This is a genomic window from Rhizobium sp. BK176, assembly GCF_024808055.1.
In genome coordinates this window covers 1,103,563-1,128,059 of record NZ_JANUBV010000001.1, presented here as the reverse complement: position 1 = coordinate 1,128,059, position 24,497 = coordinate 1,103,563, and the positions used below count along the sequence as shown (strand labels likewise).

Annotated in this window: 21 protein-coding genes and 5 tRNA genes; 7 read left to right on the top strand and 19 right to left on the bottom strand. The window is 60.1% G+C overall.

What is annotated here, in order from left to right; genetic code table 11:
• Nucleotide 1 precedes the first annotated feature (1 nt).
• The 5 genes from FHT76_RS06250 to FHT76_RS06230 all read right to left on the bottom strand — a co-directional run bounded on the left by FHT76_RS06250 (nt 2) and on the right by FHT76_RS06230 (nt 6,777).
• A complete protein-coding gene (locus FHT76_RS06250) occupies nt 2-1,582 on the bottom strand; it encodes a hypothetical protein (protein WP_259184908.1) in 1,581 nt (526 codons plus the stop codon).
• The gene (gene gyrA / locus FHT76_RS06245) at nt 1,579-4,479 is read right to left on the bottom strand and encodes a DNA gyrase subunit A (RefSeq protein ID WP_259184907.1); all 2,901 of its coding nucleotides are present in this window, start codon (nt 4,477-4,479) and stop codon (nt 1,579-1,581) included. The genes FHT76_RS06250 and gyrA overlap by 4 nt, the downstream gene beginning before the upstream one ends.
• A 24-nt stretch (nt 4,480-4,503) precedes the next feature.
• Nucleotides 4,504-5,163: a polymer-forming cytoskeletal protein gene (locus FHT76_RS06240; protein WP_259184906.1), complete on the bottom strand. Its 660-nt coding sequence runs from the start codon at nt 5,161-5,163 to the stop codon at nt 4,504-4,506.
• A gap of 79 nt (nt 5,164-5,242) precedes the next feature.
• Nucleotides 5,243-6,472, bottom strand: a complete 1,230-nt coding sequence (locus FHT76_RS06235) for a DNA cytosine methyltransferase (protein ID WP_259185556.1) — start codon at nt 6,470-6,472, stop codon at nt 5,243-5,245.
• On the bottom strand, nt 6,472-6,777 hold the full coding sequence (locus FHT76_RS06230; protein ID WP_259184905.1) for a hypothetical protein: 306 nt from the start codon (nt 6,775-6,777) through the stop codon (nt 6,472-6,474). Before FHT76_RS06230 ends, FHT76_RS06235 begins: the two co-directional genes overlap by 1 nt.
• Nucleotides 6,778-7,019: 242 nt before the next feature.
• Between FHT76_RS06230 and FHT76_RS06225 the strand changes: the two genes are divergently transcribed.
• The gene (locus FHT76_RS06225; protein ID WP_310503282.1) at nt 7,020-7,448 is read left to right on the top strand and encodes a MucR family transcriptional regulator; all 429 of its coding nucleotides are present in this window, start codon (nt 7,020-7,022) and stop codon (nt 7,446-7,448) included.
• 78 nt (nt 7,449-7,526) lie between these two features.
• Here the strand turns inward: FHT76_RS06225 and FHT76_RS06220 are convergent, their stop codons facing one another.
• Both FHT76_RS06220 and gyrB read right to left on the bottom strand, forming a co-directional pair.
• Nucleotides 7,527-8,147 (bottom strand): hypothetical protein, encoded by a 621-nt coding sequence (locus FHT76_RS06220; protein WP_259184904.1) that lies wholly within the window; start codon nt 8,145-8,147, stop codon nt 7,527-7,529.
• Nucleotides 8,144-10,597, bottom strand: coding sequence for a DNA topoisomerase (ATP-hydrolyzing) subunit B (gyrB, locus tag FHT76_RS06215; protein WP_259184903.1), 2,454 nt, complete (start codon nt 10,595-10,597; stop codon nt 8,144-8,146). Before gyrB ends, FHT76_RS06220 begins: the two co-directional genes overlap by 4 nt.
• Before the next feature lie 575 nt (nt 10,598-11,172).
• Between gyrB and FHT76_RS06210 the strand changes: the two genes are divergently transcribed.
• The 6 genes from FHT76_RS06210 to FHT76_RS06185 all read left to right on the top strand — a co-directional run bounded on the left by FHT76_RS06210 (nt 11,173) and on the right by FHT76_RS06185 (nt 12,586).
• A tRNA-Trp gene (locus FHT76_RS06210) sits at nt 11,173-11,248 on the top strand.
• A 117-nt stretch (nt 11,249-11,365) separates the two neighbouring features.
• Nucleotides 11,366-11,441 (top strand) — tRNA-Thr (locus FHT76_RS06205).
• A gap of 24 nt (nt 11,442-11,465) precedes the next feature.
• Nucleotides 11,466-11,541 (top strand) — tRNA-Thr (locus tag FHT76_RS06200).
• Between the two features lie 85 nt (nt 11,542-11,626).
• Nucleotides 11,627-11,700, top strand: a tRNA-Cys gene (locus FHT76_RS06195).
• A 25-nt stretch (nt 11,701-11,725) separates the two neighbouring features.
• Nucleotides 11,726-11,802: transfer RNA gene (locus FHT76_RS06190), tRNA-Arg, on the top strand.
• Nucleotides 11,803-12,052: 250 nt separating this feature from the next.
• Entirely contained in the window at nt 12,053-12,586 is a 534-nt protein-coding gene (locus FHT76_RS06185; RefSeq protein ID WP_259184902.1) for a hypothetical protein, read from the top strand.
• Between the two features lie 232 nt (nt 12,587-12,818).
• Here the strand turns inward: FHT76_RS06185 and FHT76_RS06180 are convergent, their stop codons facing one another.
• The 12 genes from FHT76_RS06180 to FHT76_RS06125 form a co-directional block, all read right to left on the bottom strand.
• Nucleotides 12,819-13,838, bottom strand: a complete 1,020-nt coding sequence (locus FHT76_RS06180; RefSeq protein WP_259184901.1) for a hypothetical protein — start codon at nt 13,836-13,838, stop codon at nt 12,819-12,821.
• A gap of 86 nt (nt 13,839-13,924) precedes the next feature.
• Nucleotides 13,925-15,334: a TniQ family protein gene (locus FHT76_RS06175; RefSeq protein ID WP_259184900.1), complete on the bottom strand. Its 1,410-nt coding sequence runs from the start codon at nt 15,332-15,334 to the stop codon at nt 13,925-13,927.
• Between the two features lie 4 nt (nt 15,335-15,338).
• Nucleotides 15,339-16,271, bottom strand: coding sequence for a TniB family NTP-binding protein (locus FHT76_RS06170; RefSeq protein WP_259184899.1), 933 nt, complete (start codon nt 16,269-16,271; stop codon nt 15,339-15,341).
• Nucleotides 16,272-16,273: 2 nt separating this feature from the next.
• Nucleotides 16,274-18,559 (bottom strand): hypothetical protein, encoded by a 2,286-nt coding sequence (locus FHT76_RS06165; protein ID WP_259184898.1) that lies wholly within the window; start codon nt 18,557-18,559, stop codon nt 16,274-16,276.
• Nucleotides 18,556-19,314, bottom strand: a complete 759-nt coding sequence (locus FHT76_RS06160) for a hypothetical protein (RefSeq protein WP_259184896.1) — start codon at nt 19,312-19,314, stop codon at nt 18,556-18,558. Before FHT76_RS06160 ends, FHT76_RS06165 begins: the two co-directional genes overlap by 4 nt.
• Nucleotides 19,307-19,498, bottom strand: a complete 192-nt coding sequence (locus FHT76_RS06155; protein WP_259184895.1) for a hypothetical protein — start codon at nt 19,496-19,498, stop codon at nt 19,307-19,309. The genes FHT76_RS06160 and FHT76_RS06155 overlap by 8 nt, the downstream gene beginning before the upstream one ends.
• A gap of 2,151 nt (nt 19,499-21,649) precedes the next feature.
• On the bottom strand, nt 21,650-21,961 hold the full coding sequence (locus tag FHT76_RS06150) for a hypothetical protein (RefSeq protein WP_259184894.1): 312 nt from the start codon (nt 21,959-21,961) through the stop codon (nt 21,650-21,652).
• A gap of 14 nt (nt 21,962-21,975) precedes the next feature.
• Nucleotides 21,976-22,119, bottom strand: coding sequence for a hypothetical protein (locus FHT76_RS06145; protein ID WP_259184893.1), 144 nt, complete (start codon nt 22,117-22,119; stop codon nt 21,976-21,978).
• Nucleotides 22,120-22,230: 111 nt separating this feature from the next.
• Nucleotides 22,231-22,617: a hypothetical protein gene (locus tag FHT76_RS06140; RefSeq protein WP_259184892.1), complete on the bottom strand. Its 387-nt coding sequence runs from the start codon at nt 22,615-22,617 to the stop codon at nt 22,231-22,233.
• A gap of 44 nt (nt 22,618-22,661) precedes the next feature.
• On the bottom strand, nt 22,662-23,075 hold the full coding sequence (locus FHT76_RS06135) for a DUF433 domain-containing protein (RefSeq protein WP_259184891.1): 414 nt from the start codon (nt 23,073-23,075) through the stop codon (nt 22,662-22,664).
• A 10-nt stretch (nt 23,076-23,085) separates the two neighbouring features.
• Nucleotides 23,086-23,265, bottom strand: a complete 180-nt coding sequence (locus FHT76_RS06130) for a hypothetical protein (protein WP_259184890.1) — start codon at nt 23,263-23,265, stop codon at nt 23,086-23,088.
• Nucleotides 23,266-23,425: 160 nt separating this feature from the next.
• Complete coding sequence (locus FHT76_RS06125; RefSeq protein ID WP_259184889.1) at nt 23,426-24,460, bottom strand: hypothetical protein; 1,035 nt, start codon at nt 24,458-24,460, stop codon at nt 23,426-23,428.
• Nucleotides 24,461-24,497 lie beyond the last annotated feature (37 nt).

The following is a 24,497-nucleotide window of genomic DNA, read 5'->3' as shown; positions in this document are numbered from 1 at the left end:
CCTACTTGGCCAGCCAGGAGGGCCTGGTCACCTTTGGCGGGACGGAAGCTGGCTTTTCTACGACCGGGGCCGGCTCCGGCTCGACAGCGGCGAGTTCTGGAGCTTCGTCTTCTTCGGCAGCGGTGAAGAGCTGCATGTCCTCGATCGTCTCTGAGGCCTCTGCCGCCTCGACGGTCGCGTCGATGATCTCGTCGAGAGCCTCGGTGGTTTCCGGGGCAGCGTCCACGATTTCAACAGCGGGCGCTTCCGCGATGGTTTCCTCGGCCTTCGGGGCCGGGGCGGCTTCAGCAGGTTCCTGCTTGCGGACGCGGGGCGTCTTCGCGGCTTCGGTGAAGCGGAAGTCTTCGACAGGCTTCGCGTCCGCAAGCAGGTCGAGGGACTTGTTGAACCAGGAGATCGCAGCCGCGAGCTTCTCGCCGCCGAACGACAGGGCGACGTTGTAGGCGTCCTTGATGTCCTTGGGGGCGTAGGCGGAGTCTTCGACGACGAGAACGCCTGCGAGCGTCAACGGCGAGGAGTGTGTACGAAGGACGGCCTTGGCGACGTTGGTGGTGTGCCAGGACACGACCTTGACGGCTGCCGAAAGGACCTTCTTCACGTCGTCGTCGGAAGTGCCGATTTCGTCGACGAAATCGAGCAGTTCCTGCTCGGCCATGCTGTTGTCCAGCTCGTCGTCTTCGGGGTCTTCCTGCTCTGCTTCGTGCGCGGTCTCTTCAATTTGGATGCCTGCGTCTTCGACAACGGATTCGATCTCGGCGATTTCGGCGACGGCGGCGATGACTTCCGGATCGGTGGTTTCGCCGACGATCACCTCGCGCTCGGCGCGCAGGATGTTGTGCTGGGCTACATCGAAAATGGCGACGACGGAAGCGATCTGCTCCTCGACGGCCGTCTGGACAGCCTCGGCACGGGTCAGTTCAGGCGCTTCAACCGGGGCGGCCTCGATTGCAGGCTCGTCGGCGGCAACGACGTCGTTCCATTCCACGTGTCCCTCGGCAGCGGCCTTTTCAGCGGCGGCGATGGAGACCGGATCGGTCAGCTCGGCGATGACGATCTCCTCATTGGCAATCGATACGCCGAGAGCCTCGGTAAAGGCGGTGGCGTTGATGTCCTCGACTCCGGTTGTCTCGCCCGCCTCGGTGTCGGCGGTCGACTCGATGGCCTGCTCGGCATCGACCTGTGGTGCCTGCTCGGCGGCCTGTTCGGCTGGAGCGGTTTCGGCTGCTGCCTCGCCCTTGCGCTTGCGCGGGGTCTTCGGCTTCTGCTCGGCGGCTTCGGTGGGTTCTGCAGCGGCGGTGACTTCGATAGCGCCGATATCGGCCAGAACCGACTTCATGCGCTCGACGACGTCCTTGAACTTGGAACGGGTCAGGCCGTACTGCTCGGCGCGCTCGGCGAAGCTCTCGAATACTTCCTTGGCGGCGGCGACGCCCTGTTTGGCTGTGTCGACCGCGACCCTGCTGGCCTCGAGAGCCGCGCGCGCCGCTTCGACGCCTTCCTTGGCGAGGTCTACCTGACGGTTCGCCGCATCGATGCCCAACGCTGCTTCGGTTGCCTCGTCGATGAATGCCTTAACGCTCATGTGTGTCTCCGGATATCTGTGGTCCCGCTTCGGGGATGGTGTTCTGCAATTGGCGATGGGCGCGCCGGGGCGGCGCGCCCTGAGGTGTTATTCCTGCGTTTCGAGGCTTCCCCCGACGCGTCGTCCGGGGTTTCCGGTACGTCGTCGCCGCCGACCAGGACCACGCCGACGATCTTCTGGCCGCCGGCCAGACGGAAGGTGCGGACGCCCTTGGTCATACGAGACAGGGTGCGAAGCTCGCTGACGCGGGTGCGGATCGTCTGGCCGCCGTCCGTGGTCAGGATCAGGCCGTCATCGAGCTTGGCGGGCAGGCAGGCGACGAGGTTGCCGGTCTGCGAGCTGACGTTGGCCGCCATGACACCCTTGCCGCCACGGTTGGTGACGCGGTACTCGTGAGCCGATGTCAGCTTGCCGAAGCCCAGCGAGGTGATGGTGAGCAGCATCTCTTCGCTGTCCTTCATCTCCTGCATGCGCTGCTGCGTCAGGACCGTGACAATCTCGTTGCCGAGGTCGTCCTTGGTCGTGAGCGTTCCGCCGGCCTGGTAGGCATCGCGGTCCTGCGGCGAGAAGTCGACGTGGTTCAGGTCGGAGGCGCTGATGACGCGATTGCCGAGGCCGAGGTTGATGCCCTTGACACCGACCGACTTGCGGCTGTTGAAGACGCGCAGGTCGGAGATCGGCGAACGCAGGCAGAAGCCCTGCTCGGTGGCCAGAAGGATGTCGCGGTCGTCGGAGGTCAGGATAACCGAGACGAGATCGCCGCGGCTCACGCCATGTTCGTCCTTGAGGTCGATCGCGATCTTGCCGTTGGAGTTGATCTTGGCGAAATCCTTGGCCTCGTTGCGGCGCATGTAGCCGAAGCTGGTGACGAACACGAGGCTCTTGCCGGCCAGTTCTTCAGGCGTTTCCGGCATCGAGATGATGGCTGAAACGGACTCGCCCTTGTCGAGGTCGACGAAGTTCACCAGCGGACGGCCCTTGGAAGCCGGACCGCCTTCGGGGAACTTGTAGGCCATGATCGAGTGCGCCTTGCCGTTCGTCGTGAAGACGGTCAGCGGAGTCTTGGTGGTGCACTTGAGCGTGGTGTGGACGTAATCGTCGTCCTTCGTCTCCATCCCGTTGCGACCCTTGCCGCCGCGCTTTTGCTCGCGGAAGGCGTCGATGTCGGTACGCTTGACGTAGCCGGTCTTCGAGACGGTGATGATGATGTCCTTGCGCTCGACGAGATCGGCTTCGTCAAGTTCGTCGTAGTCGACGGCGTCGATCGTCGTCAGGCGCTTCTTGCCGAACTTGGCCTTCACTTCTTCCCACTCGCGCAGGACCACTTCGTTGAGGACGACGATGTCGTTCAGGATGGCGATGAAGCCACGGACGTTGGCCGAAATCTCGCGGACTTCCTCGGCGATGCTGTCGAGACCGAAGCTGGTGAGCTTCGACAGGCGCATTTCGAGGATCGTCGATGCCTGGGTGTCCGAGAGACGGAAGACGTCGCCGTATTCTTCGTCCGGGTCGGCTTCGTTGAGCAGGACGCGGAATTCCGGGCTGATCGGAAGCTCGAGCGCCAGAAGCTTGTTGTGGGCTTCTTCGGTGGTCGCCGACGAGCGGATCAGGCGGATGACTTCGTCGACGATCGATACCGCAGCATAGAGGCCGACCAGCTTGTAGAGGCTGTCGCGGGCCTTGTTGAGGTCGAAGATCGTGCGGCGGCGGACGACCTGCTGGCGGAACTTCACGAATTCGCGAAGAACCTGCATGACGCCCATGCGCTCCGGCTGGCCCTGCGAGTTCAGGACGACCATGTTGGTGCTGAAATTGCAGACGATGTTCGTCTTCTTGCGCAGGTAGTTGAGCGTGATGTTCGGATCGACGTCCTTCTTCAGCTCGATGACCACGCGCATCGGAATGCCCTTGCCGGATTCGTCGCGGACGTCTGCGAGGCCTTCGAGATCGCGCTTGCCCGTGCCGTCCTTCTTTTCGGCCAGCTCGGCGACCTTGACGATGATCTGCTTGGCGCTGACGCCGTACGGCAGTTCCGTGACGACGATCTGGCTCTTGTTGCCCTTCAGTTCCTCGATTTCGAACTTGCCGGTCATCCGGATCGAGCCGCGGCCGGTCTCGAAGGACTGGCGGATGCCGCCGAGGCCCATGATGGTGCCGCCGGTCGGGAAGTCGGGACCGGGCATGACGGCCAGAACGTCGTCAAGCGTGGCGTCGGGGTTTTGGAGGACCACGGCGCAGGCGTCGAGGACTTCGGCCAGGTTGTGGGTCGGAATATTGGTCGCCATGCCGACCGCGATGCCGAGGCCGCCGTTGACCAGCAGGTTCGGGAACTTGGCCGGAAGGACCTTGGGTTCCTGGAGCTTGCCGTCGTAGTTGTCGCGCCAGTCGACGGTTTCCTTCTCCAGATCGTGGAGGAGGTATTCGGTAATCTTCGCGAGACGGGCTTCGGTGTAACGTTCGGCGGCCGCGCCGTCGCCGTCACGGGAACCCCAGTTGCCCTGGCTGTCGATCAGCGGGTGGATCAGCTGCCAAGGCTGCGCCATGCGGACCATGGCTTCGTAGATCGCCGAGTTGCCGTGCGGGTGGTACTTACCCATGGTCTCGCCGGTGAAACGTGCGGACTTGAAATAGCTGGTGCCGCTGCCGCGGAAATTGGCCTGGTCGCCTGCGTAGATGATGCGGCGGTGAACCGGCTTCATGCCGTCGCGGACGTCCGGCAGGGCGCGCGAGACGATGACGCTCATCGCGTAGTCGATGAACTTCTGCGAGATCGTATCGGTCAGCTCGCTGCGCTTGACGCCGCCTTCGACGATCTGGTCCAGCTGCGCTTCGTCCAGTTCGAGTTCGGCTTCCTGGCCGTCGAACTCGTCATGGATGTCGTTGTTGTTGTCGTCCACGGGGACTTCCTTCCTTGAAATGCTTTACTTGGTCGCGAAGAGCGGGGGCAGGGCGCGCGGCTGGCGCGACTGGACGTGAACGGCTCGGCCGATCCCCGGCGGTGCCCATGACAGGTCCACGAATTCCGGCGGATTCGGCACGGGCGACGCCTTGGCGGCGGGTGTGCCGAAATGGGTCCGCGGGGCGACTTCGACCGCAACGGTGTCAATCGGTGCGGCGGTCGCAGCTTCCGCGACCGCTTCGACAGCCCGGGGGCGGGCGAAGGTGGTGTCGGGAGAGACGTTGAAGCCCTGGTCGTCGGAGGTCATGCCGCGCTTGGCAAGCTCGCGCCGGATGCCTTCCTGAACGGCGGTCTCGATGACCGACGTGGAAACGGGAGACATCTGGTCGACGTCGAAGCGGCGGGAGTTGGAACCGTTGGCCTCGAACACAGAATTCGGGTGGATGCCGAGATGCGGAGCGAACACGCTGCCGCGGAACTTCGCCGCTTCGGCGTTGATGAAGACGTCGGATGCGTTGACCACGCCGTGGATGCGGCCGTGATTGCGGACGTCATGGGCTTCGACGTTGCCGACGATCGACCCGGTCTGCGTTACCACCAGTTTGCGGCAACGGATGTCGCCCCGATAGGGCGACGAGATTTCCACGTCCCCTTCGGGATCGCTGTAGGCGCGGTTCACCATTCGGATTTCCTCTGATGCGAGTTCTTTAATTAAGGTAGCCGAGCCCACTCGATAGTGTCAACAGAATGGAAGACTTCGATTACGCCTTTTCGAAGTATTTCGTGGCGCTGCGGTCGTCCATGTAAAGGAGGGTCTCGTCACCCGGAGAGACAATGGTTTCAGGCCTCGTCGGCACGTGTCCCATGGCCTTGATCACGCTCGACGCGACCACGCGGGCGAGCATCGGAGGAACGGAATTTCCGACCTCGCGCGCGCCGCTCCACTTGGTCCAGTTGAAGCGGAACCAGTCGGGGTAAGAGTGGAGCCGCGCCATTTCGCGAACCGTGATGCAGCGGGCGTGGACGGGATGGATAGGGCGCGCCGCAGTGAAGGAGCCGGTTCCGGCACGCAGCGTGTTGCAGACGCCGTCCGGGTTGAGGCGGAGAAACCGGCTGACGGGTTCGACGGTGCCAGGTGTCGTGGCGGCGAACCGGGAGCGCGACAGATCGTTATGGTCCGAGCGCATCGACGACGTCATGACACCGTTCGGGAACTCGCGCGGATGAGCGAAATCGGTCGGGTCGTCTACCAATCCGCGCAGAACGGCGGAGTAGGCGGAAGGTTCGCCGAGGGTCGCCTCCACCTTGTCGGTAGAATTGAGGGCTTCGAACTCTTCTGCGTCCGGCAAGTCGAACAGAGCGTCGGCAACGGTCGGACCGACGGGCAGTCCCGCCAGAGGCTTGCGCGCCAACGCTGGCGAGGTCACCGGCACCGGGTACGATGGAACCTTGAGGCCACGCCGAGCGCCGACGAGGAACAACCTCCAGCGGTCCTGCGGCACGCCGAACCAGTTGGCGTTCAAGACCTGATAGGGGGAGATCAAGTCGTAACCGCATTCGGAGAAACACTCGATGACTTCCTCGAGGAAGGCCTTGTACTTGCCGATCGTCAACCCACGGACGTTCTCGAACACGAAGTAATCCGCGTCGAGTTCGACGACGAGGCGTATGAAATGGCGCACCAGTTCGTTGCGGGGATCGTCTATCGCCCGCTTGCCGATCATGGAGAAGCCCTGGCACGGCGAGCCGCCGAAGACGACGGAGACCCGTCTATCTCCGATGCGGGAACTCGCGCGGATCGCAGCGCCCGTCACTTCCCTCACGTCACCGCAAATGACGGCTGTGTCAGGGAAGTTGTACTTGTGGGCTGCGGCGTGGACGGGAATGTGTTCGACCGCGCACGCGATGTCGAAACCAGCCTGCTCGAAGCCGAGCGACATGCCCCCGACCCCGGCGAAGAGGTCTACGGCGAGCGGTCGAATTGCTTCCATCACGCTACGCGTTCCGCCTTGTCCGCATCCTGGACTTCGCCCTTCAGCGATTCAGGAAACTCAACGATGGCGTCGATGGAAAGAGAGCCTGCCTTCTGCTGGCGGATGACCAGCGTCGGACGCTTGCCTTCGGCGTCGCGGACGTCCTTGAGGTAGGCGTGCTTCTTGCGGAGCTTCTTCGTCTGGGCAACGAGAAAGCGACGGACCAGCCGGTTTACCTGCTCGACTTCGATGACCTGGCCAGCGACTTCGTAGCGGACCGGAATTTCGGAATCGTCAACGTGGGACGTCGTTTCGGTGTTCATGTAGATGCCTCTTTTCGGGATTATTTCATTCCACCTTCCATGGTTGGAGAAGACGGATATGAATGCAAGACTTCGAATGGCGGCGGCGGACAATTCTTCAAGAATTCACTTCGCGATATGAAGAACTCGAAGTCTGTCAATATTTGTGTTTGACAGCGCGAGTTCTTTTTAATACACCCCGATCATCCCCGCGGAAGCAGTCGGCGGGTCACTCACAAGGTTAGCACCACGAGGTCTTGAATATGGATATGATCCAGACGGCACCGCAGAACGACACGCTGATCCAGCTGACGAGCAACATCGTCAGTTCGTACCTTTCCAACCACAACGTCCCGGCAGGAGACATTCCAAGTCTCATCCAGACCACATACGAGGCGCTTCAGAGGCCGGTCGCGCAGACCGAAACACCTGCCCGCCGGGAGCCGGCCGTTCCGGTGAACAAGTCGATCGACAAGAAGGGCGAGTTCATCATCTGCCTGGAAGACGGAAAGCCGTTCAAATCGATGAAGCGGCATCTCGCCAACGTCTACAACCTCACGCCGGAGCAGTACCGCGAAAAATGGAACCTCCCGAGCGACTATCCGATGGTCGCACCTGAATATGCCCAGCGCCGATCCAATCTGGCGAAGGAAATGGGTCTCGGCAGGGGCAACGGCTCGCAGGCGGCTTGATCGCTACAAACCTCACCAAAACGGGAAAAGGGGCGCATGTCGATTGCGCCCCTTTTCCCGTTTGCGATTGAGGACGTGTCAGAGAATCGGTCGCTTCCAGCCGCGGAAGGCTTCGATTCTGGCTGCCGCCGCCTCGTCGAACAGGGCCACCTCAAGGGCGATATCCGAGACCAGATCGCGGACGTCGAGCAGGAAGGACGGAGTGTCCCCGGGAATGACGGCGGCCTCGTAGGCCTGGCGGTAGGCATCGATGTCGTCATTGGTCGGCCATATTCCCTTGCCGTGCATCTCCAAGGTGACGCCCCATGCGAAAGAGGCGAACCGACGCATATGCGCCTGCCGTTGCAGGTCGTCGTAGGCCGGTCCTTTGCGCACGCTGCTCGATGCGGTAGGCATCCGCATACGGACGACGGACGCCGCGCGCGCGTGGCCCGCCCATTCGAGCGAGGAGACGATATCGGTCAGCATGCGGGTGTGATCGCAATGACGGCGCTCGAACTTCTCGACCGTGCCGGCATCGCGGACCGCATCGAGCAGATATCCGAAAATCCAGATGTTGCCGTCGTCGGCCTGACGAAAGTCGCGGACGATCCGACCGGCCGCCTCGAGGCGGGAGAAGGCTTGCGTGAAAAGGGAAAGGGTGGCGGCCAGCTGGCCACCACCCGTTTCGATCGCCATCGCGGCGGCTTGCCTGATCACAGGTCGAGTTCCGCGTTGAGGGCGTTCTTCTCGATGAACTCGCGGCGCTCGGGAACGTCGTCGCCCATGAGGGTCACGATACGGTCGCTGGCGGCGGCCTCGTCGTCCATGGTGACCTGCGTCAGAGTGCGGACGGCCGGATCGAGGGTCGTGTCGTGCAACTGGTCAGCGTTCATTTCGCCGAGACCCTTGTAGCGCTGCACTTCGATGCCCTTCTTGCCGAGCTCGAAGGCATGGTCGTAGAGCTGGAGCGGCGAGTAGACCTTGGCTTCGGAAGCCCCGCTGACGAAGGTCGCGCCGCCACCGAATACCCGGCCGAGTTCCTCGGCGCGGGAGGCCAGCTTCCGGGCTTCCGGCGTGTGGGTGACCTTGGCGTCGACGTCGATGTTGGTGATGACGCCGCGCTGCTTCATGGTCAGGCGGATGCCTGCTTCGGTGGCTTGCGCAGTCCACTTGGTCTTCTCGGTGCGCATCGTCAGCACTTCAGGCAACCAGCTGCACATTTCCTCGCGGTTCTCGACGGTGTCCATCGCGCCTGGAACGAGGCAACCCGTCACGACGAGCGTGGTCAGCACGTCCTTGTTCGGGATGAAGTTCTCGAGGTCGATGATCGTCTGCTTGTCGCGGCCGCTCTGGAGGGCGAGACGCATGACGTCGTCGTGTTCGATCCGGCTGTCGTCGGCGAGCTGGATGTGCGTGTCCTTGAGGCCGAGGCCCAGGATGTACTTGTCGAGCGCGTCCTGGTCCTTGAGGTAGGTGATCTTGTTGTTCTTGCCGCTCTTGCGGCTCGCGCCGTAAAGCGGCGGGTTGGCGAGATAGACGTAGCCGCGACGGATCAGTTCCGGCATTTCGCGGAAGAAGAAAGTCAGCAGCAGCGTGTCGATGTGGGAACCGTCGACATCGGCGTCGGTCATGATGATGATCTTGTGGTAGCGAACCTTGTCCGCATCGAATTCGTCCCTGATGCCGCAGCCGAGCGCGGTGATCAGCGTGCCGATCTGTTCGGACTGGAGCATCTTGTCGACCTGGGCGCGCTCGACGTTGAGGACCTTGCCTCGCAGCGGCAGGACGGCCTGGTTCTGCTTGTTGCGGCCCTGCTTCGCGGAGCCGCCAGCCGAGTCACCTTCCACGATCAGGAGTTCGGACTTCGCCGGGTCCTTCTCAGTGCAGTCGGAAAGCTTGCCCGGCAGGTTGGCGACGTTGGTGGCGCTCTTGCGCGAGACTTCGCGGGCGCGGCGTGCGGCTTCGCGGGCCGCGGCGGCGTTGGTCGCCTTGGCGAGGATGCGCATGGCTTCCGACGGGTTCTCGTCGAGCCATTGGGTCAGGACTTCGGCGACGACGGTCTGAACGGCACCGGCGACTTCCGACGAAACCAGCTTTTCCTTGGTCTGCGAGGAGAACTTCGGGTCGGGAACCTTGACCGAGACGACGGCGGTCATGCCTTCGCGCAGGTCGTCGCCCGTGACGGTGACCTTCTTGTCCTTCTTCGACTGGTTGGCTTCGGCATAGGCGAGCAGGACGCGGGTCAGCGCCGTACGGAAGCCCTGAACGTGGGTGCCGTGGTCCTTCTGGCGGATGTTGTTGGTGAAGGCGTGGATGTCTTCGGAGTATTCGCTGTTCCACTGGAAGGAAACGTCGACGCCGATGTTGACCGGGTTGCCGCCCTGGTTCACTTCGCGGTCGCCGCGGCAGACGATCGGACGGTCGATCATCGCGGTACGATTGCGGTCGATGTAGCTGACGAACTCGCTGGTGCCGCCTTCTGCGAGATAGACGATCTCCTGCGGATCGGCGTCGCGGAAGTCGTTGAAGATGATCTTGACGCCGGAGTTCAGGAACGACAGCTCGCGCAGCTTGCGCTTGACGGTGTCGGCCTTGAATTCGATGAAGTCGAAGGTCTGGTCGGACGGCAGGAAGGTGACGTGCGTTCCCGAACGGTCGAGCTTGGAATCGCCGACCACGCGGAAGGGTTCCTTCACCTCGCCGTGGGCGAAGCCGATGTAGTGTTCCTTGCCGTTGCGGTGAACGGTGACCTTCAGGTAGGTGGAGAGCGCGTTGACGACGGACACGCCGACGCCGTGCAGACCGCCGGAGACCTTGTAGGAGTTCTGGTCGAACTTGCCGCCTGCGTGCAGTTCGGTCATGACGACTTCGACCGTCGGGCGGCCTTCGGTCGGGTGCATGTCGACCGGGATGCCGCGGCCGTTGTCGGTGACCGTGACCGAGCCGTCTGCGTTGAGGTAGACGCCGACGGTATCGCAGTAACCGGCGAGCGCTTCGTCGATCGCGTTGTCGACGACTTCGTTGATCATGTGATGCAGGCCGGAGCCGTCTCCAGTGTCGCCGATGTACATGCCGGGGCGCTTGCGCACCGCTTCGAGGCCCTTGAGGACCTTGATCTGATCGCCGTCATAGGCTTGGGCGACAACAGCCGCTTCGGTGTCCGACATCGGTATTCCCTTTTGATGAGTTCTTGAATTACAAAGTTGGAGGCTCCAGACCCCACTGTCAACATCTTGAGCGTTCGAGTTCTTCGATTTGCAGAATAAATGGAAGACGTCGACTGAATCCCGCGACCATGGCAAGGGAATCCGCCGAACGGCTAGTTGATTTGCCGTGCGTAGAAGCGAGTGACCGGACCATTGATCGAACGTTGAGCCTACATGCCTATATAAGAGTGCGAGGTGCACCTCATGCCGACATTCGTGCTGGCAGACGGGTTTCCTGACTGACCCGAACGACCGAAACCCAAAAAAGACGACATCGACGAAAAAAGTGCTTGACGATTTAATCCGGCCGTGGGAATTTGAGGACGTTGAAGGCGAAACGGTTTCGCCCGCCGATGAAGGAAGTTCGACGTGACCAACAGAACATGCACATGGACGTGGTGCAGAAACGCAGGGGTGGCCCCCGGCGGTGTTGGTAGCGCTTGTTGATTTGAGCGCGACGAACTAACCATCGAGGCCCATCCAACCGGATCGGGCCTTTTTTAATGTCCGATTTCAAGAGGTTAGGTCCTCCATGTAGGGGTATAGCTCAGCTGGTAGAGCGTTGGTCTCCAAAACCAAAGGTCGTCGGTTCGATCCCGACTGCCCCTGCCAAATTTAAGACGGCGAACCGCCGTCCTCCGCACCCGGGAGGGGCGTGCAGGACAAGCAGGAGCGCCAGGGGTCGAAAGACTCCGAACACGAGAACTGTTTCGGCCTTGGGGCCGGGACGCCGCTTTAGCTCAGGTGGTAGAGCGCGTCATTCGTAATGACGAAGTCAGGTGTTCGAGTCACCTAAGCGGCACCAGAATATAAGACCTTACGGTCTTGCGCCCTTATAGCTCAGTTGGTAGAGCGCCTGATTTGTAATCAGGATGTCGCTGGTTCAAATCCGGCTGGGGGCTCCATCGTTACCTGTCGGCGTGCGGTCGAAGACTTCAAGGTCTTTCCCGCCGACGACCGCCCGGTGAAACTCCGGGCGGTTCAAGGATTGGCCTGATGGCGGAGTGGTTACGCACCGGTCTGCAAAACCGGTTACCCGGGTTCAATTCCCGGTCAGGCCTCCACTCAATTTGAAGACGTCACGTCTTCGGCCGCTTAGCTCATCTGGATAGAGCAAGTGCCTTCTAAGCACTAGGTGGCAGGTTCGAGTCCTGCAGCGGTCGCCAAGATTTTTTGTGCTTCACATCCATCCGGAATAACCTCAATCGATCCGGAATGGGCGCGAACCTCACCAGCTCCCCGTTCGTTGGTCAATCTTCGAGATTTCTGGACTCCGGGCCTTATTCGTCTCGACCCAATTGCAGTCTCGCCTTGGTGTCAAAGCCATCGTCGGTTGAATTGTCCACCCCAAGGACGATAGTTGATCTCCCGTTTACCGATGAAGGTTAGGTTCCGGCATCCCAATAGGTGCCAAGCATGAACCTTCACGAGATTTTGCAGCTGGATTCTGAGTTCAGAGACGATTTGGAGACCGTGGGAGAAAGGCTTTTTCGCTTGAATCCTCCTCGGTTGATCGCCGGGAATTGCCTGCTGGTATCAGTCAACCTTGCTGAGCTGGTCCAACTTGCTATCCAGGTTGAGTTCGATCAGTACGCCGAGACCGAAATCTATGTGGAGGTCGGCAATCTGGGCATTCCCACAACGGATGGTGGGACGACAAAGTGGCTCTGGGACGATGAAGATATCCTAGACTTGTCGGCCGACCTGATCGCGCTCTCTCATCAACAAGACCAAGGGTATCATGTTTGGCTGAGCTTTGCGGGATCGTTGATTGATCCAACCGTGCTGTTCACTCTTACGTTAGGAGAGGACGACGAACATAGCGCGAGGCCGCTATACATCGACAACAACGGAGTTACGTACCCTCCGGGGCGCGACCTGCGTTACAATGGGCTGAGGCGCTTCTCGGTATCTGACTTACAGCAGTTCCCGAGTTTGTTCCTGCTCTGAGAAAGGCGCGGCGCTTTTCAATTGTATCCAGCAGCGGATGCTCGGTCAGGTCCACAGGGTGGGCATCGACTAGAGCCAATGGGCGGTTCCGGAGATACTCCCGCCGCTTAAAGTAAGCATTTCTGCGCTCGTCGCTCACACGTCAAACCCCTCTGATGAAGCATCATGATTGAATCGCTAGACGGTCGGCGCAAGGGTCCTTTTGATCGCTTCTTCCACAAAGAGCGCCTGGCTACCACTTTCCGGGCGCAGCTGCCCTTGCTCGCTCATATTCCTGCCGACCGCGCTCCATCTGCCTTTCGGTCACGGCCTCGAGGTCTGGTTCCTCGAATGGAGGCAGCGGTTTAACCCTGCGACCGAGACAGAAGATCGGATAGACATCCTCTTGCATGAGCGCCCATAGCGCCTCGTTTTTACCGTCGGCGAGATCACGGACCAGCTCATCATGGTCACGCGAGTGGAAGTCGACATCGAAGTCCTGCCCATACTCATTCAGGTAAAGTACCGTCTTGATCGCGATGTCGTAGGCATTGAAGCAGGCCTTCATATTGCTGATCAGGATTGGATCGCATTGGAATCGGGAGTTGGAAGTTACGCCCTGAAAGCCTTCGCAAACTGTCATGTTGTCGCCAACAGTAATCCTGACAGCGTTCGCCATCCGCTTCAGTGTTTCCCAGTAGGACCTGTTTTCCCAATCGCTGAATTCAGGGTCGTTCGTGACAAGATGGACCGTAACTTCGGTGGTTTCGGTCTGCTCGTTCTCGGTGAGCGTTACGTATGCGCCTTCGAAGTACAGGTCCTGGGCGGCGTTGATCGCGAGATGATCGGACTTCGTGCCGAATTCGACGAACAGTCGGCCATCGACGGCGAGGTCAGGCGGAAGTACGACATCACCCAGCCTGAAGTCTGACACGCTTTGATCGGGAAATTTGTCGATGAGCGCCGCGGCGTTGTAGAGGCGCGGAGCGTCGGCAAGCGTCATCTCGAACTGGTCATCCGGGCGAAGAAGCGCATCTGCCAGTTCGGATATGTGTCTCATCCGAAATTTGTGCCATTCCCGTTCCTCTTCTGGAAGCACGGCGTTTTCCGCCTTCTCGGACCAGTCAGCAATGGCCTTCTGCTCCTTCCAGGTTTTCATCTGGCCTCCCGCCTCGATGGCAGTGGCAATCTGGGCCTCGCGGATTTCCGATCGTACTGCGCTGATCATCGGCTCGTGGGAAACCCGGATCGGGTGAGGCAGGTGGTGGCTCATGTTCGGATGGTTCCAGTGTTTGGAACATCGTGAGGCTGGTACCTGCAAGAAGCGAGAGAGATAGGGATTACTGACCTTGGAGACTGTTATTCAAAATAAAGTCCTCTGAACCCTAGCCGGTCTTGGTCGACCAAGGACGGCGTAATCTCACCGCGCATGACCATGCTAACGAGCTGACCTTGGGTGGTGTTCAGCTGCTTCGCTTTTGAGATGAGGGTTTTCAATTCTCCCGAGGGCTTAGCCGACGTCGACGAGCGGCAACGCTCAACAATCTCTGTGACCTCCTTCCGAGAGTATCGCGGTCCAAAGGTGCCGCCCGTCGGCATATGGGGGTACTCGGCAACCAATCCCGCCTTGGCGACCTGCCGGAATTCGTGACCCGGAATACCGGTGATCTCGATGGTCTGCGGCAGCGTGATGAGATCGTCGACGACAGCCTTCAGCGCCTCGAACGCCTCAGTGTCGAGAGAGATGGCGTCGCCGTTCCATTTGGCGTGAGGCAGAAGTCCGATCCTCTGGATGAACTTGCTCAGCCCCTTTGGCGGCAGACCGAGAGCGGCAGCAGCCTCCTTCAGAGTTTTGTCACTACGGATTGCGTCGCGCCGGACGAACTTACGGCCGAGCGTGCCGACCTTTGCAAACCCCTCGTACTGAGCCTGCTCGACGGCATCCCACAAGGCGTCGCCACCGACGTCGAAGCCGGCTCGAAGCGGACCACCAGAAGCGTCGAAGCCACGCTTCCTGACAGCCGCCGGAACGAGAGCCTCGTACCGTTCCTTGAACCATTCAACTCGTTCGCCGTGCGAGAGCGTCAGGACCTGGTAGCCAGCGTCGATGTCGCATGACTTGTCCTTGGACGACCGCTTGCCGATCACGGCGAACTGACCAACGGCCTGAGCCACGGTGATGATATCGCTCAGTTCTGTTGTCGCCAGCGGACCGTCCCCGCGCTCTCCAAGTTCGAGCCTCGTGCGCAGCATCTCGTGGAAGGGCAGCGGGCGGGCTGGGACGGCTTCGGTTGGATCGATCAGCCGGACGCCTTGGGGCGAGACATCGAAGTGCGGCCACCACCAACCAAAGCGCGGCTTGTCGACAAGCTCCACGCCATGGATCGAACAATATCGAGCCGAGACGACATCCCACTGAATGCGATGGTAACGGGCTGTGGCGAGGCAATGCGGGCAAACACGCCGATGCCGAAACGAGAGCTGCTTTTGTTTGAGGCGTTCGTTCCCGACCTGGTAGACGCTGTCTCTCAGGATCGGGGTGGCCGCCCGCAAACGCTCCATCTCATCTGGAAGCAACGGCAGCTTACGAAGGGCATCCAGCATTTCCTCCGGCACGATATTGCGGCCGTTGACCCCGATCTCCGTCGCGTAGATTTTGACGCTGTTGTGGCCCTCATCTGCGACGAGACGGGCGAAGTAGCTATACGAAGGCTCTCCCTGGTGGGGACGCAGACGCCAACGGGTGAATGGGCGGCGGATCGGGGTCATGGCTCTACACTCCACGGAAGTAGCGATAGGAATCGTTCGACAGGACCAGGGTATCGGCCGCCGACTGAAGATGCTCGATCATGATGCTGTTGGTTCCGTCGTTGATCGCCTCGAAGGCCGCGAACTGGACGAGCTCCATGACGCGACCGATCAGCCCGCCGGAATGGCGATGGATGTCGCGGGCGATGCGCTCGTTCGCAAGGCGCGACTTCGTGACGAAGGGCAGGCGATTGTCGATGCCGTCGAGCAGCATGCAGAACTGCTCGAACTCGCTCTTGGTGTCGCCGAGAGGATCGAGCGTCTTGTTCGGGAAGCCGCCGCGGCCACGGAGGTAATCGACACTCGAGATGACGTCCCTGATCGAGGTCTCGCCGACCAGCAGGATGTTGAAGGCATTGCGGTCGGCGCAGAGCTTGAGGAAGCTCTTGAAGTGCCTGACCTGGTCGACGCGCCGGTCCGTGAACATGAACTGGGCATCGTCGATGATGAGCAGCTCGGTGCGCGCCCACACGAGACGGTCGATCGTGTTGTCGATCAGCGCAGGGATTTTCATCTGGGCAAGCGACTGCGCACCCATGGAGCGGCAGATGCGCTCGGACATGCTTTTCGGCACCATGTCGTCCGAGGCCTGGATGTAGACGACCGGATGAACCTCGCCGTTGGCATCCTCCGAACTGGGATGGCGGCTGCGGAAGTATTTGCAGATCGAGGACTTGCCGACACGGGACGGTCCGAGAAGTCCTCCGATCTTGCCGCGGCCATGGGTCCCGCCGACAACGGGTCGGTGGAACTTGCCGATGAACGCATCGCCCTCTTTGAAGAGCGGATACGGGTAGATCAGCGTCTCGATCATCCGCTGCCGGACGTCCGGTGCCTGCGCGGCCGCGACGAGACGGGCTTCGTCCGAGAGCTTTTCCATGTTGATGCTGTCAGTCATGCTCATTCCTCCCAGTCGGAGTAGCGGGATCGGATGTCCTCGATGCTTGCAGGGGTAGCCACGTCGGCCGAGACGGCCTCAGGGGTTGGCGGTGTTTCAGGTTCGACCGCGTTCACCTCGTCCTCGGCCAGATGCTCGAGAAGCGCCGGAGGCTGTGCCTTCCGTGGCGTCTGACGCACGGGATCGGCGTAGTCGAGATGACCGGTCACCTCCGGATTAGCGGTGAGCTCGATGATCTCCGAGTTGCGGATTTTCGTCGCCTGGCCCGACAGGAACCGCGCGAGCTTGATCGCCGTGCCGTGTTTCTTGCGCTTGGCATGGATAGCCGCGAGGGATCGTTCGAGGTCGCCCTTTGCCTCGATCAGCTCCTCAAGCGTCGGGGGCTTCTTGGAACGCTCCTTGTGGAACTCCACGATCTTGCGATGCTGATAGAGCGTCAGCCCGTCGGTGTACTTGCGGGCGACGCTCATGATCGGCACCTCGATCGGCACGTTGCGATAGGGGTCGAGCACGGTCACGCGACCGAGATCGTTCGGGTTGCGGATCGCCGTGTACTTCGTCGACCGGTGCTTGCGCGTTCCGCGCAGGTGCTTCGGATGCGAGCGCAGCGCGATCAACTCGGCGGACTGGTAGTTGAGATAGTCGACACGGACGCCTTCAGGCTGGATCGTCACCTCCTCGGTGTAGCCGACGAGGCTGTCGAAGGCCGAGGGCGGCACGAAGGTTCGGGCAGGCGCGCGATTGGCGCTGGCATACCACAGCGTGTCGGGGCACTGGTCCAGCGTCACGAGGGGGCCGATCCCGACGTGGTTGCCGCGGTTGTGGTACTTGGCGAAGTAGTACATCAGGAAGCCGTAGAGCTCGCGTAACGAAAGCACGGGCTTCGCCATCGCGGCATCTTCCTCGTACTTCTTGCGCTCCTCCGGCGTCTGGGCGGTGCTTCCGGGCAGACGGTACAGCAGCTTGGAGCCAAGGATCGAGAAGAGCTTCTCGAGCGCTCCCTTTTCCCACGGGTGGCCCGCCTGATACTCGACGACCTGGAAGCCGAGCTGACGTGCCGCATGTTCCATGTCGCCACCTACGAAGTGGGTGGCCTGATCGACGCCGATGCGGACGGGCATGCCGTACCATGGCCAGCTCTCGCCGCCGGCGAAGGTACGGGGGTCTTTCGGATACGCGGCATGCTTGAGGCCGGCGATGAAGCCCGCGAAGGACGGAGCCTCGAAGCCGATGTGGAAGCCGATCACGCAGCCCGAATGGCGGTCGCGGAACACGATGATATCCGGGCGGCCGAAGCTGACGGGGACCTCGTCGTCGAACACGACGATGTTCATCGTGGTGTGGTCGATGTCAACGACGTCGAGCGGAAAGTCGGGTCGGGCCAAACGCACGAACTGCGAGTTGTTGCGTGCCGCCCATTCTTCGCCGAAACGCAGGAAGTCCTTCGTGTACTGGTCGACATTGGCGAAGCGACGCTCGAGCGTGCTTTTCGACAGTTTCGCGGCTGCCTCGAGCTGGTCATGGTACTCAGCTTCTGGCGCACAGAGACCAGCAAGCGCCTGTTTAACGTTGAACCACGTTCCTTTGGGCTGCACCCAAGCGATGCGGACGGCTTCCTTGATCGCCTCTTCGAGACGCGGGTGGTTACGGGCGGTCGCGTTGCCAAGGTTGGGCAGCGGAGCGACGGCGCAGGCGCGGTCGATGTTGCGATACTTCTTGAGCTTGGCGATCGCGTTATACAGCGCGGTCTTGCCAGGTGGCTTGGTGCCACGCTTTTCGGCGATGTCCTGGCGGGCGCGCAGCAGCAGCTCCGTCGAGGCGCGGCCGTCGTTCAGGTCACCGCAGAGGCGGGTGTAGTGGTCGATCACCTCGAGCAAGCGATCAGCCTGCTTCTTCTGCGCCTCGGTCAGGCTCAACGAATTCGTCGGAAGCTGCTTGGTATCTTTCTTCGGGCGTGGTGCTTGATGGACCGCGCGAATGCGGCCGCGCTCGTTCAGCCAGTCGATCTGATACGGTGACAGGAAGATGGTCGGCCCCCATTTGGGATCGACCAGCTGGATGAGTTTGGGCGTGTTCGGCGCGTCGGCGATCCACTGGGTGGCCAGGAAGTGACCGAACCCGCGCTTCTCGTCGTCGACATAGATCACGAACTGGTCGCCGGGAACGATGTTCTGTGCGGACACCTTGATCTGGTCGGCGGGCGTCTTGGGAGCGCCGATATCCTCCTGCGAGACGAGGCGTGCCGAGTTTTCGATCAGGAACTCGAAGTGTTTCGACTTGAAGCTCATTGGGCGGTCTCCTGCACGGTGGAATCGAAGGTCAGCGGTTTTCCGAGATCGAGGCGCACTTCGCCGCGCATCGCCAGCTGCATGACGGCGGTGAAGACGAGGTCGGTCTCGGGCAGGGGCGTTGGATGTTCGTCTCCCTCCCATTTGATGGCCTGGTGTGTGCGGCCGGCATTTTCGGAAATCGTCCGGATCGTCGCCGGCAGCGAGGCGAGGCGAACAAAATGACGGGCATTGGCCTGGGCTGCCGTCTCGAAGCCGAGCTGGCGGTGAGCCCACATGAGGCGCAGGTTCGAGAGGAGCGGCTGGATGCGAACCGACCGCTCGTCGTGGACCGCGTAGGCGCAGCCGAACTCGTTGCGGAAATGACGCGTGCGCTCGGCGACCCGGCGGGCGAAGTGGGGCGTTGCCGCCTGTTCCGCCAAGGGCACATAGTCGATGAAGACGATGCGGTCGTCGCGCAGCATGATCGCGATATCGGGGATGTGGTCGCGTTTGGCGGGCGTTTCTTCGTCGAGCGTCGACCAGTATGCCGTCTCCAGGGGATATGGAGACAAGCGCACGACCTTGGGATCGGTGTCGAGGTGGATCAGCCCGTCGGCCATGAGGGGCGAGCGGGCGCGGATCGACCCAGTCGGCACCTTTTTGGTCGGGAAGACCACGGCGCGGCCAGGATGATACATGCCACGGCCGATCTTTCGGGCGGGTTTGTGATCATCATCGAAGATGGCGGTGAGGATGGCGTCCGCTTCAGTCACGGATACCTCCTTCCACGCGATCGGCGCAGTTAGAATCCGGCGCGTCTGTCTCCGTTTCGAAGACGATCGCGCTGAACAGCAACTGCGCTGCGTCAACGACAGCTGTCGGGACGCCAAGACAGACGAGGAAGTCCAGCGGAACAGGGGTCACCTGTCCCGTGAACGGATAAAAATGCGCCTTCACGACACACCTCCATCATGCCGTGCGCCGCCAGAGCGACGTCACGAGCGAACCCACGGAAATCAGCCTCCGGATTGAGGCAGTCAGAACCCGCGTATTCGACGCATGAGGAGTTGGATGTAGCGATTGGCGACGGTCTCCGATGGGAGACGCACTGCGGCTGTGATTTGCTTTTTAGGCTGAGGGAAAGACGACATAGGCACCACCTCGATTACACAAACAGAATTCACTGGTACTCGGGGTGGTCAAAAAGGCCCGGCGTATGCGCCAGTAAGACAGAACCCGTCGTCAGCCTGCGGATCGCGATGCGGGTAATCCGCATATCAGCGCCATGGTGGCTATCGACATCATCAAGGTATTCCCTTGGTTGGGTCAGTCCTGTGCCCGGTTATACGCCGCATCCGTAAATCAAAGGTTAACGGAGGACGCGGTCCGAGCGATCGATTTTATCTATCATCGGTCCCCTCAGGTGCCAATTCGCCCAATCGGTTGACAGCACTGCAATCGGTTTGACCAATTCATCGCATGGCCGCATCATCGGTATACCCATCCAATGGCTTGCCCTTGGACCCAAGGGCCACCGCCCGAGAAAGGCGGTGGCCTTTTGCCTCGCGTCGGCGCAAACCGTTGGCGGCTTGATTGCAGGGCGGCTACTTCAGGTGTCCATGAATGCTTCGTGACGCTTAACCTGGGTCAATGCACCAGCCCGACCTTTGGAAGGCGAGGGCGGGGAACTACTGGGACCGTTTTCGGGGCAGCTTCTCACATTTGGCGGGCGAGCTCCTCACATTTGCTCGAGCCGCTCCTCACATTTCATCGAGATAAACGAGCCAAATCAGCCCACTAGCTCAGTAATGCTTCGGATGGAGCCTTCTCTGGTGCTCCTCACATTTGAACGACGAGCTACGCACATTTCATCAGGAAACGTTACCTCGACACCAGGTTAGAGGTCTTTTGGATGGGATGGTCTCTCTCGCGCCCGCAGCACCCATTCCGGACGGATGTGAAGTTTGTGGCACCCAATCCGCATTGATGTGAAGTCTATTCCGGATGGAAATCGACTGCTGGTGAAAATTTGCGAAGAAAATCAACGCGAGTCATTCCGGGCAGATTTGACGCTCAATAATTTCTCCAGCGCCACATACGTTTGGACAATCTCCAGGATTTTTGGACTCTACGCCTCATTTGACTGGATTCAGCCGCGATAGATGACGAATCTCAATGCATGGCTGGGTTATGACACGATACTGTCACCGCATACGGTATCGCCATGTCCAGGCACTTGTGTCCAGAATCGGCCTCTGCGTTGACAATGTCGGCAGATAGATCAACTCTTTTCAGAGCGGGCAAGATTCCCCTCGCTCTCAAAACATAAAGTGGGAACTGCGCATGCACCCGTCGTGGTCTTCCTTTAAGCGGAGAATAGCGGCTGACCGTAGAGCAGGCGGTCCTTCCAATTTAGCGCTTCGTCCTTGCTGTTAGGCTAGTCGAGGTAAATCAGCGCCTACGGACCTCGTCTGGCGACGGGTAGGTCGCGATCCCCTCGACATTCTAAAACGGGGCCATTCTGTGAAAGCGCCGAGTGGTTTTCCCGGGATGTGCGGTCATGAACATCTTGATCCTCCAATTTTCTTCGAAGACACCGGACGTCCGTAGCCGGCGTTACATCGCCGTTACATTTTAATAACTGCCAGAATCGATTAGAGTCCTCGCAGATACTCGGTAGGTTTTGCGAGGATGTAATCGCACTGCGAGAGGTCGTTCTTCGAAGTTTCCTCGAAGATGTTTCCCGTTTTAAGGTAATTGTCGTCCCCCAGACGTATGAGGTGATCCGGCCTTGAGGTGCGAAGTTATGAGGCACGGAGTCGAAGTTTGAGGGGGTCGGCGGTCGAAAGTCAAAAACGGAAACAGTGCTTGTTAATCCAGAGGTATCTGGCGAGGCTCAATCGAATTTTGCAGACAATGTCTGCAAAATCTTCTGCAAGTAGCCTATGAGGGCTCGAGGCGTCGTGGGGACACACGCTGTCCTAAGTATGCATCCCCAGACTGTTTAGACTCTTCCGGCGTCTCGCAACCGAGCTTCGCTTCATCGCAATGTCGCCACCGGCCGAGTAATGTCGATGGTAAGGGAATAATTGTCTTCCCGTCCAGCGACTAAGGCCCCTGCTTCCCGTATTCGGCCGACAGAATTGCCTCGATGTCTTCGTCGTCCAGCTCGGAAATATGGGCTGCCTGTCTGACCGAGATGAGATTAGCGCGATCCGGGAGAAAAGGCAGTATTTCCCCGGCAACGGTCGCTCCTCGCTCGAATTTGGGGTCGCTGTGTTCGACCTGAACGGAAAGCACGCCGACTCGGTCGGTTTCAACGACAGCGCCGGCAAAGCCAGCCTCCACAATGGCATCGGACAACGTGGCGGCGTCCCAAGAACCGGGAGAGACGTCGAATGCCAGTTCGAAGAGTGCCATCGAAAGGGTTCCTCCTATTCGGCGATCCATCGGGCGAGGCGATCACGGGCCGTCTGGTCAACCTCGGTGGCAATGCCTTCTTCAACGAGGAAGGCCTCAAACGACGAGCCAATAGGGGATTTCGAGGCCTTTTTTTCGGTGGTTTTCTTCGAACTCATCGGTGTCATCCTGTTCTTTTGTGTAAGGAACGCTTTTTGTCTCGCGGACCGCAAGGATAATCTGGGCATGGCAATAAGGGGCGGCAAACCGTCAAAGCACGCGGCGCGAATTCACCATGCGGCTTCACCAGCGGGAACAAGATCGTCGGGGATCGGGCCGAACCGTTCCTCGACATCCTTCCTAATCGCCTGCTTCCATGCATCGAGGTTGTCGGTATCGTCGGGGACACCCACCGAGGGCGATGCGGCTACCGCCTGCAGGTGGTTGCGGACCGCGAGCTCTCTGTGGATTTCGCCGTCTTCTCCCGTATAAGCCATTTCGCATGCTGTGCATTCCGTCACGGCGACGATCGCGCTCAGGATCACGCCGTCCTGACCGTAGGAGAACTTTTGTAGATCGAACCGTTCATGGGCGGCATGCGCTCCGCAGATTTCGCAGACTACGGTCTTGCTTGCGTCCAATGTCTCGTCGCCACGTGTGGTGATGCCGGTGTTCATGTCGTTGTTGTCCTCAACAGATTGGGTCGGCGGTCAGCCGTTGACTATCTGGAATTCGTCCAGTGGCCAAAAGCTTCCTCTAAAAGCGCATCGAGAGTTTCGAAGTAGTGCGGGTCGTAATCTGGCCCGAGCTTTTCGGCGCGTTGCCGATCGACCGGGATGAAGTCCTCGTCGGCCGCTGTCAGAACGTCGTCGAACACGCCCATTGATACGAGATCGCCCAACGCCCGCTTCATGGAGCGGTTCGGATAGCTGCCATCGGCGGCCGCGAGAGGAGCGGCCGAGATGGCATCCTCGACCTGCTGCCTTGTGAGCGAAGGATAATCTTCGAGGATGTCTTCGACGGACATCGAAGGAGAGAGCGCCGCGATCTGGTGCAGGGGTGTCGATGTGCCTGGAATCAGTAGCCGGTCGCTCATATGGTCGGGTAGTGCTCCGCCTGTCGGATTTGTGAGCATCCAGACGTCTTCATACGTAGACGTAGACGTTCTTCTCGTCGTCCCACTTTCGGGTTGGAGACCCTTCGACATCGACACGCTCTGCATTGCCGTTGTCGGCACGGGAACGATCACGCAACGAAGGAAGACCATGCTCGCCGTAGGCGGTCATCTGTCGAGTCGTCTTGAGGATCGCTTCGAGTGTCAGCATGTCGAGACTAGATGCGCGTCTGAATCGAGACGGGAGAGGGAAGGTTTGGCTTTTTCGGAAAAATGGGCCGCATATCAATGCTCCTTGAGTTTGCTTCAGCAGAATGATGGGCTCCACCTCCGACATGCGCAAGATGCCGGCTGGCGCTCTAAGAGAACGATCATGGTGTCAACCTAGATCGAGCGACCGACTGCGCGGCGAGATCGACGCTGATCGGCACGTCGTCGAGATATTCGATGGCACGGTGCAGGGAGACGGTCGACAACCCTGTTTTGGCCCACTCGCCGAGCCGATCCGTGACGAATTCGAGCTTCTGGTCGATATCGCGCATAGCAAGGTAAGCTTCCAGGAAGTCTCGGTCGTGTGTCGAGTAGAAAGCACGGGCATTGTCGGTGAGGAAAGCCAGGACGTGAAAATCGGCTGCGACCCGTAGACTATCTGTCGCCGAAATGGATTCCGGTAGATGGATCGTGGGTTCTGCGCCGTGTGCCACATTTACATCCGCCATGGTCGGGCTAAGAGAGGCCAGATCGTCCTGCATGCCCAGTGGAATAGGCTTGGTGCGTACGGTAACGTGCATTTTCTGGTCACGGTTTTCGAACGCATCAACTACGAGGCCCCTGGAAATCGGTTTGTTTCCATCCGCATCGCCACGCTCAATGATCAACTTGAAGACTGGTTGGTCGCAACGCTGATAAAGCAGCCCGCCGACGGAAATGAAATCGAGGCCAAGGGCGGTGCGCTTGGCATCCTTTCGATGAGAGCAGTCGATATCCGGAAATTGTTTCTCAGGGTCGCCTTCTACGACAGTAAACCGTCGTTTGCTTCCGGTTGGGGGTGAAAAGCCAAGAAGCCGGTTGAATTCGCCGGACGGCGCTTTTGCCAGGAAATCGTCGGTCAGCAGCTGAGGCGAAGGGTCGCCCTTCGTCCAGTCGAGCACTGTTACCCAGTGCCGACCCTCGTGGTAGACGGTGTGTTGCCCGCCTGCCTCGTCTCTGGCCCACATGGCTTGACGGCCGTTGTAGCCGAATTCGTCAGGGACTTTCCAACTAACGGCGATCGGCGCGAATTGCGGATCGACCTCGACGATCGAGATTTCAGTCATTTCCGCCAGCGTATAGCTAAGACGATTGGTTCTGCCTGGCATGGTGCCGTAGGCAGAGTAGCTAACCGGGAATAGAACTGTTCTGACCATCTGAGCACCTCGTCGATGCCAGACGATATGGGATGGT

Excerpts from the sequence above, each read along its gene's own strand:
- FHT76_RS06250 (WP_259184908.1), bottom strand. The coding sequence starts at position 1,582 with ATGAGCGTTAAGGCATTCATCGACGAGGCAACCGAAGCAGCGTTGGGC.
- FHT76_RS06240 (WP_259184906.1), bottom strand. The coding sequence starts at position 5,163 with ATGGTGAACCGCGCCTACAGCGATCCCGAAGGGGACGTGGAAATCTCG.
- FHT76_RS06235 (WP_259185556.1), bottom strand. The coding sequence starts at position 6,472 with ATGGAAGCAATTCGACCGCTCGCCGTAGACCTCTTCGCCGGGGTCGGG.
- FHT76_RS06230 (WP_259184905.1), bottom strand. The coding sequence starts at position 6,777 with ATGAACACCGAAACGACGTCCCACGTTGACGATTCCGAAATTCCGGTC.
- FHT76_RS06225 (WP_310503282.1), top strand. The coding sequence starts at position 7,020 with ATGGATATGATCCAGACGGCACCGCAGAACGACACGCTGATCCAGCTG.
- gyrB (WP_259184903.1), bottom strand. The coding sequence starts at position 10,597 with ATGTCGGACACCGAAGCGGCTGTTGTCGCCCAAGCCTATGACGGCGAT.
- FHT76_RS06185 (WP_259184902.1), top strand. The coding sequence starts at position 12,053 with ATGAACCTTCACGAGATTTTGCAGCTGGATTCTGAGTTCAGAGACGAT.
- FHT76_RS06180 (WP_259184901.1), bottom strand. The coding sequence starts at position 13,838 with ATGAGCCACCACCTGCCTCACCCGATCCGGGTTTCCCACGAGCCGATG.
- FHT76_RS06175 (WP_259184900.1), bottom strand. The coding sequence starts at position 15,334 with ATGACCCCGATCCGCCGCCCATTCACCCGTTGGCGTCTGCGTCCCCAC.
- FHT76_RS06170 (WP_259184899.1), bottom strand. The coding sequence starts at position 16,271 with ATGACTGACAGCATCAACATGGAAAAGCTCTCGGACGAAGCCCGTCTC.
- FHT76_RS06165 (WP_259184898.1), bottom strand. The coding sequence starts at position 18,559 with ATGAGCTTCAAGTCGAAACACTTCGAGTTCCTGATCGAAAACTCGGCA.
- FHT76_RS06150 (WP_259184894.1), bottom strand. The coding sequence starts at position 21,961 with ATGGCACTCTTCGAACTGGCATTCGACGTCTCTCCCGGTTCTTGGGAC.
- FHT76_RS06145 (WP_259184893.1), bottom strand. The coding sequence starts at position 22,119 with ATGAGTTCGAAGAAAACCACCGAAAAAAAGGCCTCGAAATCCCCTATT.
- FHT76_RS06140 (WP_259184892.1), bottom strand. The coding sequence starts at position 22,617 with ATGAACACCGGCATCACCACACGTGGCGACGAGACATTGGACGCAAGC.
- FHT76_RS06135 (WP_259184891.1), bottom strand. The coding sequence starts at position 23,075 with ATGCTCACAAATCCGACAGGCGGAGCACTACCCGACCATATGAGCGAC.
- FHT76_RS06130 (WP_259184890.1), bottom strand. The coding sequence starts at position 23,265 with ATGCTGACACTCGAAGCGATCCTCAAGACGACTCGACAGATGACCGCC.
- FHT76_RS06125 (WP_259184889.1), bottom strand. The coding sequence starts at position 24,460 with ATGGTCAGAACAGTTCTATTCCCGGTTAGCTACTCTGCCTACGGCACC.